The sequence below is a fragment of the Pseudomonas sp. LBUM1671 genome, assembly GCF_059695685.1.
Genome location: NZ_CP166782.1, coordinates 1,720,559 through 1,737,329 on the forward strand (window position 1 = coordinate 1,720,559; position 16,771 = coordinate 1,737,329).

Annotated in this window: 17 protein-coding genes; all 17 read left to right on the forward strand. The window is 59.6% G+C overall.

The window, feature by feature from the left end:
- Nucleotides 1-131 precede the first annotated feature (131 nt).
- The 17 genes from ACA060_RS07740 (at nt 132) to ACA060_RS07820 (ending at nt 16,741) form a co-directional block, all read left to right on the forward strand.
- Nucleotides 132-983 (forward strand): flagellin domain-containing protein, encoded by an 852-nt coding sequence (locus tag ACA060_RS07740; protein ID WP_497316430.1) that lies wholly within the window; start codon nt 132-134, stop codon nt 981-983.
- A gap of 74 nt (nt 984-1,057) precedes the next feature.
- Complete coding sequence (locus tag ACA060_RS07745; protein ID WP_497309185.1) at nt 1,058-1,423, forward strand: flagellar protein FlaG; 366 nt, start codon at nt 1,058-1,060, stop codon at nt 1,421-1,423.
- A gap of 82 nt (nt 1,424-1,505) precedes the next feature.
- On the forward strand, nt 1,506-2,912 hold the full coding sequence (gene fliD / locus ACA060_RS07750; protein ID WP_497316432.1) for a flagellar filament capping protein FliD: 1,407 nt from the start codon (nt 1,506-1,508) through the stop codon (nt 2,910-2,912).
- Nucleotides 2,913-3,040: 128 nt separating this feature from the next.
- Nucleotides 3,041-3,436 (forward strand): flagellar export chaperone FliS, encoded by a 396-nt coding sequence (fliS, locus tag ACA060_RS07755; RefSeq protein ID WP_094471224.1) that lies wholly within the window; start codon nt 3,041-3,043, stop codon nt 3,434-3,436.
- A 10-nt stretch (nt 3,437-3,446) separates the two neighbouring features.
- On the forward strand, nt 3,447-3,743 hold the full coding sequence (gene fliT / locus ACA060_RS07760; protein WP_109628577.1) for a flagellar protein FliT: 297 nt from the start codon (nt 3,447-3,449) through the stop codon (nt 3,741-3,743).
- 172 nt (nt 3,744-3,915) lie between these two features.
- The gene (locus ACA060_RS07765; protein WP_109628578.1) at nt 3,916-5,391 is read left to right on the forward strand and encodes a sigma-54 dependent transcriptional regulator; all 1,476 of its coding nucleotides are present in this window, start codon (nt 3,916-3,918) and stop codon (nt 5,389-5,391) included.
- A 128-nt stretch (nt 5,392-5,519) separates the two neighbouring features.
- A complete protein-coding gene (locus ACA060_RS07770) occupies nt 5,520-6,725 on the forward strand; it encodes a sensor histidine kinase (RefSeq protein ID WP_497316435.1) in 1,206 nt (401 codons plus the stop codon).
- A 5-nt stretch (nt 6,726-6,730) separates the two neighbouring features.
- On the forward strand, nt 6,731-8,110 hold the full coding sequence (locus tag ACA060_RS07775) for a sigma-54-dependent transcriptional regulator (RefSeq protein ID WP_497316437.1): 1,380 nt from the start codon (nt 6,731-6,733) through the stop codon (nt 8,108-8,110).
- 263 nt (nt 8,111-8,373) lie between these two features.
- Complete coding sequence (gene fliE, locus ACA060_RS07780; RefSeq protein WP_010456962.1) at nt 8,374-8,703, forward strand: flagellar hook-basal body complex protein FliE; 330 nt, start codon at nt 8,374-8,376, stop codon at nt 8,701-8,703.
- A gap of 14 nt (nt 8,704-8,717) precedes the next feature.
- Nucleotides 8,718-10,505 carry a flagellar basal-body MS-ring/collar protein FliF gene (fliF, locus tag ACA060_RS07785; RefSeq protein WP_497316439.1) on the forward strand — a complete coding sequence of 596 codons (1,788 nt, stop codon included), beginning with the start codon at nt 8,718-8,720 and terminating at the stop codon, nt 10,503-10,505.
- A complete protein-coding gene (fliG, locus tag ACA060_RS07790; protein ID WP_007894195.1) occupies nt 10,498-11,517 on the forward strand; it encodes a flagellar motor switch protein FliG in 1,020 nt (339 codons plus the stop codon). The genes fliF and fliG overlap by 8 nt, the downstream gene beginning before the upstream one ends.
- Before the next feature lie 7 nt (nt 11,518-11,524).
- Nucleotides 11,525-12,325 (forward strand): flagellar assembly protein FliH, encoded by an 801-nt coding sequence (gene fliH / locus ACA060_RS07795; protein WP_109628583.1) that lies wholly within the window; start codon nt 11,525-11,527, stop codon nt 12,323-12,325.
- Nucleotides 12,315-13,673 (forward strand): flagellar protein export ATPase FliI, encoded by a 1,359-nt coding sequence (gene fliI, locus ACA060_RS07800; protein ID WP_109628584.1) that lies wholly within the window; start codon nt 12,315-12,317, stop codon nt 13,671-13,673. The genes fliH and fliI overlap by 11 nt, the downstream gene beginning before the upstream one ends.
- Nucleotides 13,674-13,679: 6 nt before the next feature.
- On the forward strand, nt 13,680-14,129 hold the full coding sequence (gene fliJ / locus ACA060_RS07805; protein ID WP_109628585.1) for a flagellar export protein FliJ: 450 nt from the start codon (nt 13,680-13,682) through the stop codon (nt 14,127-14,129).
- A gap of 216 nt (nt 14,130-14,345) precedes the next feature.
- Nucleotides 14,346-14,651: an STAS domain-containing protein gene (locus ACA060_RS07810; RefSeq protein ID WP_497316442.1), complete on the forward strand. Its 306-nt coding sequence runs from the start codon at nt 14,346-14,348 to the stop codon at nt 14,649-14,651.
- Between the two features lie 5 nt (nt 14,652-14,656).
- Entirely contained in the window at nt 14,657-16,363 is a 1,707-nt protein-coding gene (locus tag ACA060_RS07815; protein WP_497318197.1) for an ATP-binding SpoIIE family protein phosphatase, read from the forward strand.
- Between the two features lie 30 nt (nt 16,364-16,393).
- A complete protein-coding gene (locus ACA060_RS07820) occupies nt 16,394-16,741 on the forward strand; it encodes an Hpt domain-containing protein (RefSeq protein WP_497316444.1) in 348 nt (115 codons plus the stop codon).
- Nucleotides 16,742-16,771 lie beyond the last annotated feature (30 nt).

A 16,771-nucleotide genomic window follows, 5' to 3' on the forward strand; every position in this document is an offset into this window, starting at 1 on the left:
TGGCAAATAATTTTGAAAATCCCCTAAAGCAAGTTGCATTGGCGACGATAACTATTACGAAGGTTCTCTAGGCCATACCCGGCGGTTGCCAGGGCCGGAAGCCGCAGTACCCAACCAACGAGGAATTCGTCATGGCTTTAACAGTAAACACCAACGTCACATCGTTGAGCGTTCAGAAGAACCTGAACCGCTCCTCCGACGCTCTGTCGACTTCGATGACTCGTCTGTCTTCCGGCCTGAAAATCAACAGCGCTAAAGACGACGCCGCCGGCCTGCAAATCACCACTCGTATGACCTCGCAAATCCGCGGTCAGACAATGGCGATCAAAAACGCCAACGACGGTATCTCGATCGCTCAGACCGCTGAAGGCGCGATGCAGGAAACCACCAACATTCTGCAGCGTATGCGTGAACTGGCCGTACAAGCTCGAAACGACTCGAACGGTACTCAAGACCGCGTTGCTCTGAACAAAGAATTCGCGGCAATGTCGGACGAGATCACTCGTATCGCCAACTCCACCAACCTGAACGGCAAGAACCTGCTGGACGGTACTGCTGGCACCATGACCTTCCAGGTTGGTTCCAACACTGGTTCGGCTAACCAGATCACTCTGACCCTGGCCTCCGGTTTCGGCGCTGCAACCCTGTCGGTTGACTCGGCTACCACTCAGATCACTGGTAACAACTCGGCTACCGCTCAGGCTTCGTTCTCCGCTGCCCTGACCCGTATCGACGCCGCTCTGCAGACCATCAACACCGCCCGTGCTGACCTCGGTGCTGCACAAAACCGTCTGACCAGCACCATCTCCAACCTGCAGAACATCAACGAAAACGCTGAAGCTGCTCGTGGTCGCGTACAAGACACCGACTTCGCTGCTGAAACTGCTCAGCTGACCAAGCAACAAACTCTGCAACAAGCTTCCACCGCAATTCTGGCCCAGGCCAACCAACTGCCATCCGCTGTACTGAAACTGCTTCAGTAATAGCTGATTGAGTTTTGGCGAGGGGTGTGCGCTGGTCGTGCCCTCTCGCTTTTTTACTTTTAGAGGTGATGGACATGGATATGAGCGTGAAGCTGAACTTGTCTTATCCGACGGCGAAGCACGCAACCACGGTGGCGGACAAGCCTGCGGAAAAGCCTCGAGCGGAGCCCGCGAAAGTGGTCGACGTCAAGGAGGTGCGCAAGAGCGCACAGACTGAGCAGGACAAGCTGAAAATGGCTGTTCAAGAAATTGAAAAGTTCGTTCAGTCGGTTAAACGTAATCTGGAGTTCTCGATTGATGAGCCTTCAGGTCAGGTTGTTGTGAAAGTCATTGCCAGTGAATCCGGTGAGGTGGTCCGTCAGATCCCCAACGAAGAAGTCCTGAAACTGGCCAATAGTTTGAATGATGCAAGCAGCCTGTTGTTCAGCGCTAAAGCCTGACAGTTGGCATGAATTTTGTTGCTATGTTCTTTTGGGCGTTGTAGTGGTCAAAAGGCCGGCGACACACTGAAGGGAGTTCCACATGGCAAGTCCAATTTTACCGGGCACGGGTTTAGGCTCTGGCCTTGATACCGGTGCTATCGTCAAAGCCTTGGTGAACGCTGACAAAGCGGCCAAGCAAGGTCAGATCGACCGTGGGACCACTACCAACACCGCGAGCATTTCCGGGATTGGTACACTGAAGTCGCTGCTGGCCACGTTCCAGAAAGCACTCACCGATCTGGGCAGCACGACGACCCCTCAGTTCACGGGTTATTCGGCAACGTCTTCCGACCCCAAAGTGCTGACTTCCACGTCCAGTAACACGGCTGTTGCCGGCAATTACGTGGTCAAAGTCACCAGCCTTGCCACCTCGTCGAAAGTCGCCTCGGCGGCCTTTGCCGGCGGCGCGACCAGTGCTATCCCGGCAGGCACGCTGACCATCACCCAGAACGGCACCAGCTACCCTGTCACCGTAGGTGCGGGCGCCACGCTGCAATCGGTGCGTGACTCGATCAATAGTCAGTACCAGGCCAGTGGCCTGAGCGCCAACATCGTGACCGACAGTTTCGGTTCGCGCCTGGTACTGGGTTCTACCGCGACCGGTGCAGGTTCCGATATCTCCGCCAGCGGTATCGCCGGCCTGACAATCGACGGGACGGCCCCAATGCCCGACGTACCGACCGCAACCTCTTCGGGTGCTATCGGTGGTCTGGCCGCGGATGCGGTGTTCTCGGTCGATGGTCTGGCGATGACCAGCAAGTCCAATACCATCGCCAACACGATCTCCGGTCTGAGTCTGACCCTGACCGGCGCAGGTACATCGACTGTTAACGTCGCTCCCAACAACGATGGTCTGAAGGCATCGATCCAGAAGTTCGTTGACGCCTATAACGCCATCGCTAATGCTGTGACGTCCTTGACCAAACCGTCCCTGGATGACGATGGCAAGCCGACTGTCGCTGCTGCGCTGACCGGTGACCCGTTACCACGGTCGCTGCTGGCCGCCATTCGTGGTCCGCTGTCCCAGACCGGTGCTGGCGACAAGCTGACCGTGCTCTCGCAGTTGGGGATCACCACTGACCAGAAAACCGGTGCACTGAACTTCGACTCCACCAAGTTCACCGCAGCGATGAATACCAAGAAGCTCGGTGGCGAAGTTCAAACCCTGTTTACCGGTACCAATGGTCTGCTTGAGCGCATGAACAATGTGATCAAGCCGTACACCGATACGGGCGGTATTCTTGATACTCGCACCACCAATCTGAATGTGACCAAAACCAGGCTGACCGCTGATCAGGCTAATTTGGATCGTCGGGTCGAAACACTGACCGCGGTATTGACCAAAAAGTACAACGATATGGATACGCTCGTTGGCAAGTTGAAGGCGACAGCCAGCAACATCACCTCGATGTTTGACGCGATGAACGCGCAGCAGAAGAACTCGTAACACGCACAACGCCAAAAGCCCGGCAGCGTTTTCAAGCGCTCCGGGCTTTTTGCATTTGAATCTAAAGTTTTTTGACGCGTCGTCGATACACTGGTTAGACGAACTACAGAATTTTGATGAGGTACAACATGAATCCAATGTTAGCCCTTCGCCAATACAAGAAGATTGGCGCTCAAGCGCAAACTTCCGAAGCCAGCCCGCATCGTCTGGTTCAGATGCTGATGGAAGGCGGGCTTGACCGTATCGCCCAGGCCAAGGGTGCGATGGAGCGCAAAGACATTCCGAACAAGGGTGTACTGATCGGCAAGGCCATCGGCATCATCGGTGGTTTGCGTGAAGGCCTGGACCTTGAGAACTCCGTCGAAACAGTGGGTGAACTGGACAACCTTTACACCTACATGATGAAGCGTCTGGCCGAGGCCAACATCAAGACTGATCCGGCGATTCTCGACGAAGTCGCTGATTTGCTTCGAACAGTCAAAGACGGTTGGGATGCGATTGCCGCACCGGGTCCGCAGTTTTAAGGAGATCACCATGAGTCTTGTATTGCAGCGTATCGAACACACCCGCGACGCCCTGGTCGGTGCATTGGCCGAGCGCAATTGGGAAGCCATTGGTGAGTTGGACCTGGCGTGTCGTTCCTGCATGGAAGACGTCTTGAGTGAGGCTTCGGTGGACGAAGCTGCTCTGCGCGATAATCTTGAGGAGTTGCTGGGGGTGTACAAGCAGCTTCTGGAGGCGGCGACGGGGGAGAGGCAGGCGATAGTCGACGAGATGTCGCAGATCCATCAAGCACAGAGCGCGGCAAAGGTTTACCATCTGTTTGGTTAATTAATCCTCAGTTAATCCGAACATAGTGCGCCATAAATTTGACTGTGCACGGTTTTTTGACTTAACTAGTGGCTGGTTCCAGATTTCAGGCGTCTACAGGCATAACGTGTCTGCAAGCGTCTAGCTTGCCCCATCATTTGGGCATTGAGTTGACTAGGGAAGTTGCTATTGCATGTGGCGTGAAACCAAAATTCTGCTGATTGATGACGATAGCGTCCGCCGCCGCGATTTGGCGGTGATTCTAAATTTTCTCGGCGAAGAAAATTTACCCTGCGGTAGCCATGACTGGCAGCAGGCGGTCGGCTCTTTGTCATCAAGTCGTGAAGTGATCTGTGTCCTCATCGGGACGGTCAATGCTCCTGGCGCACTTCCGGGCTTGTTAAAGACACTCGCAACCTGGGATGAGTTCCTTCCGGTTTTGTTAATGGGCGATAATTCTTCCGTTGACTTGCCTGAAGACCAGCGTCGCCGAGTGCTTTCGACACTCGAAATGCCGCCCAGCTACAGCAAATTGCTCGACTCGCTGCACCGTGCCCAGGTCTATCGCGAGATGTATGACCAGGCCCGCGAGCGCGGTCGTCATCGCGAACCCAATCTTTTCCGCAGCCTCGTCGGCACCAGTCGGGCGATCCAGCACGTCCGTCAGATGATGCAGCAAGTGGCCGACACTGACGCCAGTGTGCTGATCCTCGGCGAGTCCGGCACCGGCAAGGAAGTGGTCGCGCGCAACCTGCACTACCACTCCAAGCGTCGTGACGGGCCATTCGTACCGGTCAACTGCGGGGCGATCCCGGCCGAGTTACTGGAAAGCGAATTGTTCGGCCACGAAAAGGGCGCCTTCACCGGGGCGATCACCAGCCGCGCCGGGCGTTTTGAACTGGCCAACGGCGGCACCCTGTTCCTCGACGAAATCGGTGATATGCCGCTGCCGATGCAGGTCAAGTTGCTGCGCGTGTTGCAGGAGCGCACCTTCGAGCGCGTGGGCAGCAACAAGACTCAGAGCGTCGACGTGCGCATCATTGCAGCGACCCACAAGAATCTCGAAAGCATGATCGAGATCGGCACCTTCCGTGAAGACTTGTACTACCGCCTGAACGTGTTCCCGATCGAGATGGCGCCACTGCGTGAACGTGTCGAAGACATCCCGTTGCTGATGAACGAGTTGATCTCGCGCATGGAGCACGAGAAGCGCGGTTCGATCCGCTTCAACTCGGCGGCGATCATGTCGCTGTGCCGCCACGGCTGGCCGGGCAACGTCCGCGAACTCGCCAACCTAGTGGAGCGCATGGCGATCATGCACCCATACGGAGTGATCGGCGTGGTCGAACTGCCGAAAAAATTCCGCTACGTCGATGACGAAGACGAGCAACTGGTCGACAGCCTGCGCAGCGATCTTGAAGAGCGAGTGGCCATCAACGGTCATACCCCGGACTTCACCGCCAACGCCATGTTGCCGCCGGAAGGACTGGACCTCAAAGACTACCTCGGTGGTCTGGAGCAGGGCTTGATTCAGCAGGCGCTGGACGATGCCAATGGCATCGTGGCGCGTGCTGCAGAACGCCTGCGTATTCGTCGCACCACCCTGGTGGAGAAGATGCGCAAGTACGGCATGAGCCGTCGCGACGGTGATGAACAGGCGGATGATTGACGCCTGTTTTTCAAGTCGTTCATATATAGGCGATTTTTTTTAGGCACGGGTATTGCTACATCCCTCGCAACGTTCCGTTTAACTGACGGTCAGCCAAGCGAGAGAGCACGATGCCCCAAGCCGCCCAGATGTCTCCTGTCCCTGACACTTCGGGGCAACCGTCGTCCGTAGAGCAGGCAAGCCGGCTTGGCCTTGCGCAGGCGTTCTCGCTGTTCAATCAGATGTCGAGCCAGTTGACTGATTCCTACAGCATGCTTGAAGCCCGGGTCACCGAGCTCAAGGGCGAGCTGGCAGTGGTCAGCGCGCAGCGCATGCAAGAGCTGGCGGAGAAAGAACGTCTGGCCAACCGTCTGCAAAACCTCCTTGATTTGTTGCCCGGCGGCGTCATCGTCATCGACGCCCAAGGGATCGTGCGCGAAGCCAACCCGGCGGCCTGCGAACTGCTCGGACTGCCTCTCGAAGGCGAACTCTGGCGCCATGTCATTGCCCGCTGCTTTGCGCCCCGCGAAGACGACGGTCATGAAATCTCTCTCAAGGACGGTCGGCGTCTGTCGATCGCCACTCGCTCGCTGGATGCCGAGCCTGGGCAGTTGGTGTTGCTCAACGACCTGACTGAAACCCGTCATCTGCAAGATCAACTGGCCCGTCACGAACGCCTGTCGTCCCTTGGGCGAATGGTCGCTTCGCTGGCCCATCAAATTCGTACGCCGCTGTCCGCCGCCTTGCTCTATGCCAGTCATTTGACTGAGCAGGAGTTGCCTGTCGCCACCCAGCAGCGTTTCGCCGGGCGCCTTAAAGAGCGCCTGCATGAACTGGAGCATCAGGTTCGCGACATGCTGGTGTTTGCGCGCGGCGAGCTGCCGTTGACCGACCGCGTCACGCCCAAGCAGCTGATGCAGTCGCTGCAATCGGCAGCGCTGACCCATGTTCAAGACCTGCCGATTCGCTGGCAGTGCGACAGTCACGCCGGCGAGTTGCTGTGCAATCGCGACACCCTGGTCGGGGCGATTCTCAATCTGATCGAGAACGCCATTCAAGCCAGTGCCGGTGATGTCCGCTTGAAGGTGCATTTCTACGCCCGTGAAAACAACCTGCGCGTGTGCGTCAGTGACAGCGGCAGCGGTATCGACGGTAAAGTGCTGGCGCGTCTCGGCGAGCCGTTTTTCACCACTAAAACCACAGGGACTGGCCTGGGCCTGACCGTGGTCAAGGCAGTGGCCCGTGCTCATCAGGGAGAATTGCAGTTGCGCTCGCGGCCGGGTCGCGGCACCTGTGCGCAAGTGACCCTGCCGCTTTTTTCCGGTGAGCAGCCCAGCGCTCAGGGAGCGGAGTGAAGGAAATGGCAATCAAGGTTCTGCTGGTCGAGGACGACCGCGCGCTACGCGAAGCACTGGCCGATACGCTGTTGCTCGCGGGGCACGATTACACGGCGGTCGGTTCGGCGGAAGAGGCGCTCGCGACGGTCGGTAACGAGGCGTTCAGCCTGGTGATCAGCGACGTCAATATGCCGGGCATGGACGGCCATCAACTGCTCGGTTTGCTGCGAGCGCGTCAGCCGCAGCTACCGGTGTTGCTGATGACCGCTCACGGCGCTGTCGAACGGGCCGTCGATGCGATGCGCCAGGGCGCTGCGGATTATCTGGTCAAGCCGTTCGAACCCAAAGCCTTGCTCGATCTGGTGGCGCGGCACGCATTGGGCGCGCTCGGCGCGACCGAGAGCGAAGGGCCGATCGCCTTCGAACCGGCCAGCGTGCAATTGCTGGAACTGGCCGCGCGGGTCGCGCGCAGCGATTCGACGGTATTGATCTCCGGCGAGTCCGGGACCGGTAAAGAAGTGTTGGCTCGCTACATTCATCAGCACTCCCATCGCTCCAGTCAGCCATTCATTGCGATCAACTGCGCGGCGATCCCCGACAACATGCTCGAAGCCACCTTGTTCGGTCACGAAAAAGGTTCGTTCACCGGTGCCATCGCGGCGCAGGCTGGCAAGTTCGAGCAGGCCGATGGCGGCACCATTCTGCTCGACGAAATTTCTGAAATGCCCCTCGGGCTCCAGGCCAAATTGCTGCGTGTGTTGCAGGAGCGCGAAGTCGAGCGGGTCGGCGCGCGCAAGCCGATCACCCTGGATATCCGGGTCGTGGCGACCACCAACCGTGATCTGTCCGGTGAAGTGGCGGCGGGGCGCTTTCGTGAAGACCTCTTCTATCGCTTGTCGGTGTTTCCGCTGGCGTGGCGTCCGTTGCGTGAGCGCACCGCCGACATCCTGCCGCTGGCCGAGCGTCTGCTGGCCAAACACGTCAATAAAATGAAGCATGCTGCGGCGAAACTGTCACCCGAGGCGCAGGCGTGCCTGATCGGTTATCCGTGGCCGGGCAACGTGCGTGAACTGGACAACGCAATCCAGCGCGCCTTGATTCTGCAGCAGGGCGGTTTGATCCAGCCTCAGGATTTCTGCCTGGCCGGGCCGGTGGCCTGTGCGCCGTTGCCGGCCTTGGCGCCGGTGCGGGCGGTGGAGGTCGAGGCTGAATCGGCCGGGGCGTTGGGCGACGACCTGCGCCGCCGTGAGTTCCAGATGATCATCGACACCTTGCGCACCGAACGCGGCCGCCGCAAGGAAGCCGCCGAGCGACTGGGCATCAGCCCGCGCACCTTGCGCTACAAGCTGGCGCAGATGCGTGATGCCGGCATGGATGTGGAAGCGTATTTGTTTGCTACCTGAAAGTTGACGCTAGCAACACCGATCGACATGTGGGAGCGGGCTTGCTCGCGAAAGCTGTAGTCCAGCCAGCATCTCTGTTGAATGGAAAACCGTATTCGCGAGCAAGCCCGCTCCCACTTGGTTTTTGTGGTGATTCACAGTTGAGGAAGGCCCGGGAAGGGCTTTTGTTCAGAGCGGCCACGGAGCTGGCACCCTTGTTGCTAACACCTCACTACCCGCCGAGTGAGTGTCAAAAAATTGCGGGTCGCCAATGAGAGTAGATCATGAGCCAAGGTATTGAATTCAATCGGTTGATGCTGGACATGCGTTCCATGCAAATGGATGCCATGTCTGCGCCTAAATCGACTGCCGCAGTCCCTGAACTGGGTGGCAGCAGCTTTTCCGACATGCTCGGTCAGGCTGTCAATAAAGTGAACGACACCCAGCAGGCGTCCAGTCAGTTGGCCAGTGCCTTCGAGATCGGCAAAAGTGGCGTCGACCTGACGGACGTGATGATTTCCTCGCAGAAGGCCAGCGTGTCTTTTCAAGCGTTGACCCAAGTGCGCAACAAGCTGGTTCAGGCATACCAAGACATCATGCAGATGCCGGTTTAAGGACGAATTGAGTCATGGCAGAAGCAGTCGCCGATAACGTTCCGGCCAAGGCCACCCCAGTAGACGGCAAACCGCCGCTGTTCGGGTTGTCCTTCCTGGAAAACCTCTCCGAGATGACCATGTTGCGTCAGGTAGGCCTGTTGGTCGGCCTGGCTGCGAGCGTGGCGATTGGCTTTGCCGTGGTGCTGTGGTCTCAGCAGCCGGACTACCGGCCTCTGTACGGCAGCCTTGCCGGTATGGACGCCAAGCAGGTCATGGATACCCTGGCCGCCGCCGATATTCCCTACACCGTGGAACCCAACTCCGGCGCCTTGCTGGTCAAGGCCGAAGACCTGTCCCGTGCGCGGCTCAAGCTCGCGGGCGCTGGTGTCACTCCCAGCGATGGCAACATCGGTTTTGAAATCCTCGACAAGGACCAGGGCCTGGGGACCAGTCAGTTCATGGAAGCGACCCGTTATCGTCGCGGCCTCGAAGGCGAACTGGCTCGCACCATTTCCAGCCTGAACAACGTCAAGGGTGCCCGCGTCCACCTGGCGATTCCGAAAAGCTCGGTGTTCGTGCGTGACGAACGCAAGCCAAGTGCATCGGTGCTGGTTGAGCTGTATTCCGGTCGTTCGCTGGAGCCGGGTCAGGTGGTGGCGATCATCAACCTGGTCGCGACCAGTGTTCCCGAACTCAGCAAATCCCAGATCACTGTGGTCGACCAGAAGGGCAACCTGCTGTCGGATCAGGCGGAAAACTCCGAACTGACCATGGCCGGCAAGCAATTCGACTACAGCCGTCGCATGGAAAGCATGCTGACCCAGCGCGTGCACAACATCCTGCAACCGGTGTTGGGCAACGACCGCTATAAAGCCGAAGTATCGGCCGACGTGGACTTCAGCGCCGTCGAGTCGACTTCCGAGCAGTTCAATCCGGACCAACCGGCGTTGCGCAGCGAGCAGTCGGTCAACGAACAACGCACCGCCAGCAATGGCCCGCAAGGTGTGCCGGGTGCCCTGAGCAACCAGCCGCCATCGCCAGCCTCCGCGCCGCAAACCACCGGTGGCAGCACCGCAGCCGCCGGCATGGTGCAGCCAGGCCAGCCGTTGATCGATGCCAACGGTCAGCAAATCATGGACCCGGCCACCGGTCAGCCGATGCTGGCGCCGTACCCGGCGGACAAGCGTCAACAATCCACCAAGAACTTCGAACTCGACCGCTCGATCAGCCACACCAAGCAACAGCAGGGTCGTCTGAATCGCCTGTCGGTGTCGGTCGTCGTGGATGATCAGGTCAAGGTCAACGCCGCCAACGGCGAGACCACTCGTGCGCCGTGGAGCGCCGATGAGTTGGCGCGCTTCACGCGCCTGGTGCAGGACGCCGTCGGTTTCGACGCCAGCCGGGGTGACAGCGTCAGCGTGATCAACATGCCGTTCTCCGCCGAGCGCGGTGAAGTGATTGCCGATATTCCGTTCTACTCCCAGCCGTGGTTCTGGGACATCGTCAAGCAAGTGCTGGGTGTGTTGTTCATCCTGGTGCTGGTGTTCGGTGTGCTGCGTCCGGTGCTCAACAACATCACCGGTGGCGGCAAAGGCAAACAGCTTGCTGGCTTGGGAAGTGATGTGGAACTCGGTGGCATGGGCGGCCTGGACGGCGAACTGGCCAACGACCGCGTCAGCCTCGGCGGTCCGCAAAGCATCCTGCTGCCGAGCCCGAGCGAAGGCTATGACGCACAGTTGAATGCAATCAAGAGTCTGGTGGCAGAAGATCCGGGTCGCGTGGCCCAGGTCGTGAAAGAGTGGATTAACGCAGATGAGTGATAACCGAGCCGTTGCCGCCAAACTGACCAAGGTCGACAAAGCCGCGATTCTGCTGCTGTCCCTGGGTTCGACCGATGCTGCGCAAGTGTTGCGCCACATGGGGCCCAAAGAGGTCCAGCGTGTGGGTGTGGCCATGGCGCAGATGGGCAACGTCCATCGCGAGCAGGTCGAGCAGGTCATGAGTGAGTTCGTCGACATCGTCGGCGACCAGACCAGCCTGGGCGTCGGCTCCGACGACTACGTGCGCAAAATGCTCACCCAGGCACTGGGCGAAGACAAGGCCAACGGCCTGATCGACCGGATCCTGCTGGGCGGCAACACCAGCGGCCTCGACAGCCTGAAGTGGATGGAGCCGCGCGCCGTCGCCGACGTGATCCGATACGAGCACCCACAGATCCAGGCGATCGTCGTGGCGTACCTCGACCCGGATCAGGCCGGTGAAGTGCTTGGCAACTTCGATCACAAGGTGCGTCTGGACATCATTCTGCGGGTTTCCTCGCTGAACACCGTGCAGCCAGCGGCCCTGAAAGAGCTCAACCAGATTCTCGAGAAGCAGTTCTCCGGTAACTCGAATGCCTCGCGCACCACCCTGGGTGGCATCAAGCGTGCGGCTGACATCATGAACTTCCTCGACAGCTCGATCGAAGGCCAGTTGATGGACTCGATTCGCGAAGTCGACGAAGACCTGTCCGGTCAGATCGAAGACCTCATGTTCGTGTTCAACAACCTGTCCGATGTCGATGACCGCGGGATTCAGGCGTTGCTGCGTGAAGTGTCCTCCGACGTGCTGGTGCTGGCCCTCAAGGGCTCGGACGAAGGCGTCAAGGAGAAGATCTTCAAGAACATGTCCAAACGAGCGGCCGAACTGTTGCGCGACGACCTCGAGGCCAAAGGCCCGGTGCGCGTCAGCGACGTGGAAACCGCGCAGAAAGAAATCCTCACCATTGCCCGCCGTATGGCCGAAGCCGGAGAAATCGTTCTCGGCGGGAAGGGCGGCGAAGAGATGATCTAAGGTCACTATGTCGTCCAAACATGATGAGTCCCAGACCGACCTGATCCGAGGCAAGGACGTCGCCGGTTTCGACGTCTGGGCGCTGCCCAGTTTCGATCCTTTTGTGCCCGAACCCGAGCCGGAACCCGAGCCCGAACCGCCGGAAATGGAAGAAGTGCCGCTGGATGAAGTCCAGCCACTGACCCTCGAAGAACTCGAAAGCATCCGTCAGGAGGCTTACAACGAAGGCTTCGCCATCGGCGAGAAAGAAGGCTTCCACAGCACCACGCTCAAGGTCCGTCAGGAAGCCGAAGCCGTCTTGGCACCCAAGGTCGCGGGCCTGGAACAGCTGATGGCCAACCTGTTCGAGCCTATCGCCGAGCAGGACACCCAGATTGAAAAGTCTTTGGTTGATCTCGTGCAGCACATCACCAAACAGGTGATTCAGCGCGAACTGGCCATCGACTCGACGCAAATCGAACACGTCATGCGCGAAGCCCTCAAGCTTTTGCCGTTGGGCGTGGGCAATGTGCGGCTGTACATCAATCCGCAGGATTTCGAACAGGTCAAAGCCCTGCGCGAGCGCCATGAAGAAACCTGGCGCATCGTCGAGGACGAGTCTCTGTTGCCTGGCGGTTGCCGGGTCGAGACCGAGCACAGTCGCATCGACGCCACTGTTGAAACCCGTGTCGCCCAGGTCATGGCCAAGCTCTTCGATCAGTTGCACGACCAGGCCTTGCACCCGGCTGCGCCGGATCTGAGCCTGGAACTGCCGGTCGACGAGAAGCCTGCGGTCGCTCCGACACTGGACGACCCCGATGCGCCTTGATCGCACCAGCTTCGCCAAGCGCCTCGGCAGTTACGCCGAGGTCACTACGCTGGCGGGGGCGCCGATCCTCGAAGGCCGTCTGCTGCGCATGGTCGGCCTGACCCTCGAAGCCGAAGGTTTGCGCGCTGCCATGGGCAGCCGCTGCATGGTCATCAACGACGACAGTTATCAACCGGTGCAGGTCGAAGCCGAAGTCATGGGTTTCTCCGGCAGCAAGGTGTTCCTGATGCCGGTCGGAAGCGTCGCCGGCATTGCGCCCGGTGCCCGCGTGGTTCCTATGGCAGACACTGGCCGCTTGCCGATGGGCATGAGCATGCTCGGGCGGGTGCTGGACGGCGCCGGTCGTGCGCTGGACGGCAAGGGCGGCATGAAGGCCGAAGACTGGGTGCCGATGGACGGCCCGACCATCAACCCGCTCAAACGCGAACCCATCAGTGAGCCGCTGGACGTGGGCATCCGCACCATCAACGGTTTGTTGACGGTCGGTCGCGGTCAGCGTCTCGGTCTGTTCGCCGGTACCGGCGTCGGTAAATCCGTGCTGCTGGGCATGATGACCCGCTTTACCGAGGCCGACATCATCGTGGTCGGGCTGATCGGTGAGCGGGGTCGTGAGGTTAAAGAATTCATCGAGCACATCCTCGGTGAAGAGGGGCTCAAGCGTTCGGTGGTCGTCGCCTCGCCGGCGGACGATGCGCCGCTGATGCGTCTGCGCGCGGCCATGTACTGCACGCGCATCGCTGAATATTTCCGCGACAAGGGCAAGAATGTCCTGTTGCTGATGGATTCGCTGACCCGTTTCGCCCAGGCCCAGCGGGAAATCGCCCTGGCCATCGGCGAACCGCCCGCGACCAAAGGTTATCCGCCGTCGGTGTTCGCCAAGTTGCCGAAACTGGTGGAGCGGGCCGGTAACGCCGAGAAGGGCGGCGGTTCGATCACCGCGTTCTACACCGTATTGTCGGAAGGCGATGACCAGCAGGATCCGATTGCCGACTCGGCGCGAGGCGTGCTCGACGGGCACATCGTGCTGTCCCGGCGCCTGGCCGAAGAAGGCCATTACCCGGCTATCGACATCGAAGCGTCCATCAGCCGGGTCATGCCCTCGGTGGTCAGCCCCGAGCACATGGCGCGCGCGCAGATGTTCAAGCAGTATTGGTCGCGCTATCAGCAAAGCCGCGACTTGATCAGCGTCGGCGCCTACGTGCCGGGCGGTGATCGAGAAACCGACATCGCGATTTCCCTGCAACCGGCCATGACCACGTATCTGCGTCAGGGCTTGAACGACAACATCGGCATGGGCGCCAGCGAAAACCACCTCGCCACCATCTTCGCCCCGGCAGCGGGCGGCTAACCGGCCATGGCCCAGAGCCGCGCGGCACGCTTGGCACCGGTGGTGGAAATGGCCGAAAAGGCCGAGAAAACCGCGGTCATGCGCCTCGGGCACTTCCAGGGCCAGGTTCGTGTGGCGGAAAGCAAACTCGCCGACCTCGAAAACTTTCGCCTCGAATACCAGGAACAATGGATCGTGCGCGGCAGTTCGGGCGTTTCCGGTCAGTGGTTGCTCGGCTATCAGGGCTTTCTTGCGCAACTGGGCACCGCCATCGATCAGCAGCGCCAAAGCCTGAACTGGCACCAGAACAACCTGAACAAGGCGCGCGAGTCATGGCAGCAGGCGTTTGCCCGGGTCGAAGGCTTGCGAAAACTTGTACAACGCTACATGGACGAGGCGCGCAAGCTCGAAGACAAGCGCGAGCAGAAGCTGCTGGATGAGTTGTCCCAGCGGTTGCCGCGGCATGATCCGTATTGAGTCAGTCGGACCGCGTGATCGTTCTTCGCGGGCAAGCCTCGCTCCCACAGGATCCGTGTCGTTCGTAATTGCTGTGTACGACACAAAACCTGTAGGAGCGAGGCTTGCCCGCGAAGGCGGTCTGACAGACACCACAATTTCCCGCCTTGCTCCCATCTCCGCCAAGTGCTAAACCTTGTACACGTACGTTCCCCCATGACAAGGAAGCCGTTAAAAATGTCAGTCGTTACAGAAATCTCCCAGGATGGGCAAAAACTGACGATTTCGATCAAGGGACGATTCGATTTCGCCAAGCATCAGGAGTTTCGTGAATCCTACGAAAACCTGCAGCCAAAACCCGAGTCCTTCGAGGTGGATTTGAAGGATGCCACCTACCTCGACAGTTCCGCGCTCGGCATGCTCTTGCTGTTGCGTGATCACGCCGGCGGCGAGAATGCCGAAATCACATTGACCAACGCCAACGCCGATGTGCGCAAGATTCTCGCCATCTCCAACTTTGAACAAATCTTCGACGTTGCATGACCGCCATGCAGCCGTCGCTTGAACCGCTGACGATCCTCATCGCCGAAGACAGCGCGGCCGATCGCATGCTGCTGTCGAGCATCGTCCGCCGCCAGGGCCACCAGGTGCTCACGGCCGCCAACGGTGCCGAAGCGGTCGAAGCGTTTCGCGAGCAGCGGCCGCACCTGGTGCTGATGGACGCCATGATGCCGGTGATGGACGGGTTCGAGGCGGCACAGCAGATCAAGGCGCTGGCCGGGGAAACCTTGGTGCCGATCATCTTCCTGACCTCGCTGACCGAAAGCGAGGCCCTGGCCCGATGTCTGGAGGCCGGTGGCGATGACTTTCTGGCGAAGCCCTACAACCAGGTGATCCTCGCCGCCAAGATCAAGGCCATGGACCGCTTGCGCCGGTTACAGGCCACGGTGCTGCAGCAGCGTGACCTGATCGCCAAACATCACGACTACTTGCTCAACGAGCAGCGGGTGGCCAAGGCCGTGTTTGACAAGGTGGCGCATTCGGGCTGCCTGAGTGCGCCGAACATCCGCTACCTGCAATCGCCGTATGCGTTGTTCAACGGCGATCTGCTGCTCGCAGCGTTCACCCCGGCCGGCGACATGCACGTGCTGCTGGGGGATTTCACCGGTCACGGTTTGCCGGCCGCCGTGGGCGCCATGCCCCTGGCTGAAGTCTTTTACGGCATGACCGCCAAGGGCTACGGCCTGGCCGAAACCTTGCGCGAGATGAATGCCAAGCTCAAACGCATCCTGCCGGTGGACATGTTCTGCTGCGCCACCTTGCTGAGTCTGAGCTTTCAGCGGCGCTCGGTGGAAGTCTGGAACGGCGGGATGCCGGACGGTTACTTGCACAGTATCGCCACGGGGGAGCGCACGCCGCTGCCGGCGCGGCACTTGCCCCTGGGTGTGCTGAGCCCGCAAACCTTCAATGACCGCACCGAAGTGTATCCGATGGCCGTCGGCGATCGGGTGTTCCTGCTGTCCGACGGGGTCATCGATACCTGCGATGCCAACGAACAGTTGTTTGGTGTGGAGCGGCTGCAGCGGGTGTTTTCGGCCAATCGTCATCCAGACGCGCTGTTCGAGGAAATCGAGCAAGCGTTGCTGGACTTTCGTGGCGAGGCTCGCGATGACGTGAGCATGGTCGAGGTCAGTCTGCTGGAGGCTGCGCAACTGATTCCACCGGCGCCGGTGTATTCCGACAGTGGTCAGTCCTGTCCGCTGGACTGGTCGGTGAGTTTCGAATTTCGTGCCGCGACCCTCAAGCGTTTCAATCCGCTGCCGTACCTTTTGCAATTGTTGCTTGAGGTCCACGGTCTGCGAGCTCAGAGTGGCGCGCTCTACAGCGTGTTGGCAGAGCTTTATTCCAATGCCCTTGAGCACGGCGTGCTCGGGCTGGATTCAAGCCTCAAACGCGATGCCTCGGGGTTCGCGCGCTATTATCGAGCGCGCGGTGAGCGGCTGGAGGCGTTAAGCGACGGCTATGTGCGGGTGCATTTGCAGGTCGTGCCGACCGGCAAGGGCGGGAGCCTGATTGTGCGGGTCGAAGACAGCGGCAAAGGCTTTGATGTGGCGCGGGTGATGGAGCGTCCCGTTGACGGTGGCCGTCTGTCGGGACGCGGCGTCAGTCTGATCCGCCAATTGAGCCGTAGCGCGAGCTGGTCCGACGATGGTCGTAGTGCTCGCGTGGAGTTTTTCTGGGAGCCTCTGGCATAATTCACCCATTCTTGATCAAGGAGTGAGCAAGTGGCTGACACACATCTGGACCGCGACGTGCTGAGCGCGTTGCAGGAAGTCATGGAGGGTGAGTATCCGATGTTGCTGGATACCTTCATCTCCGACTCCGAAGAGCGTTTGCGCGTGTTGCGAAAGGCAGAAGATGCAGCGCAACTCATGAATGCCGCCCACAGTTTCAAGGGCAGCAGCAGCAACATGGGCGCCGTTCGCTTGGCAGAGTTGTGCAGTGAGCTGGAACGTCGCGCCAAGGAAAAGAGCCTCACGGGTATCGAAGCGCTTGTCGGTGAAATCGATGGTGAATTTGCCATTGTCCGCCCGCTGTATGAGGCTGAGAAACAGCGCTCTATCGCTGAGTAACGCGACCGTCCGGCGCTTTTGGCCGCTGTC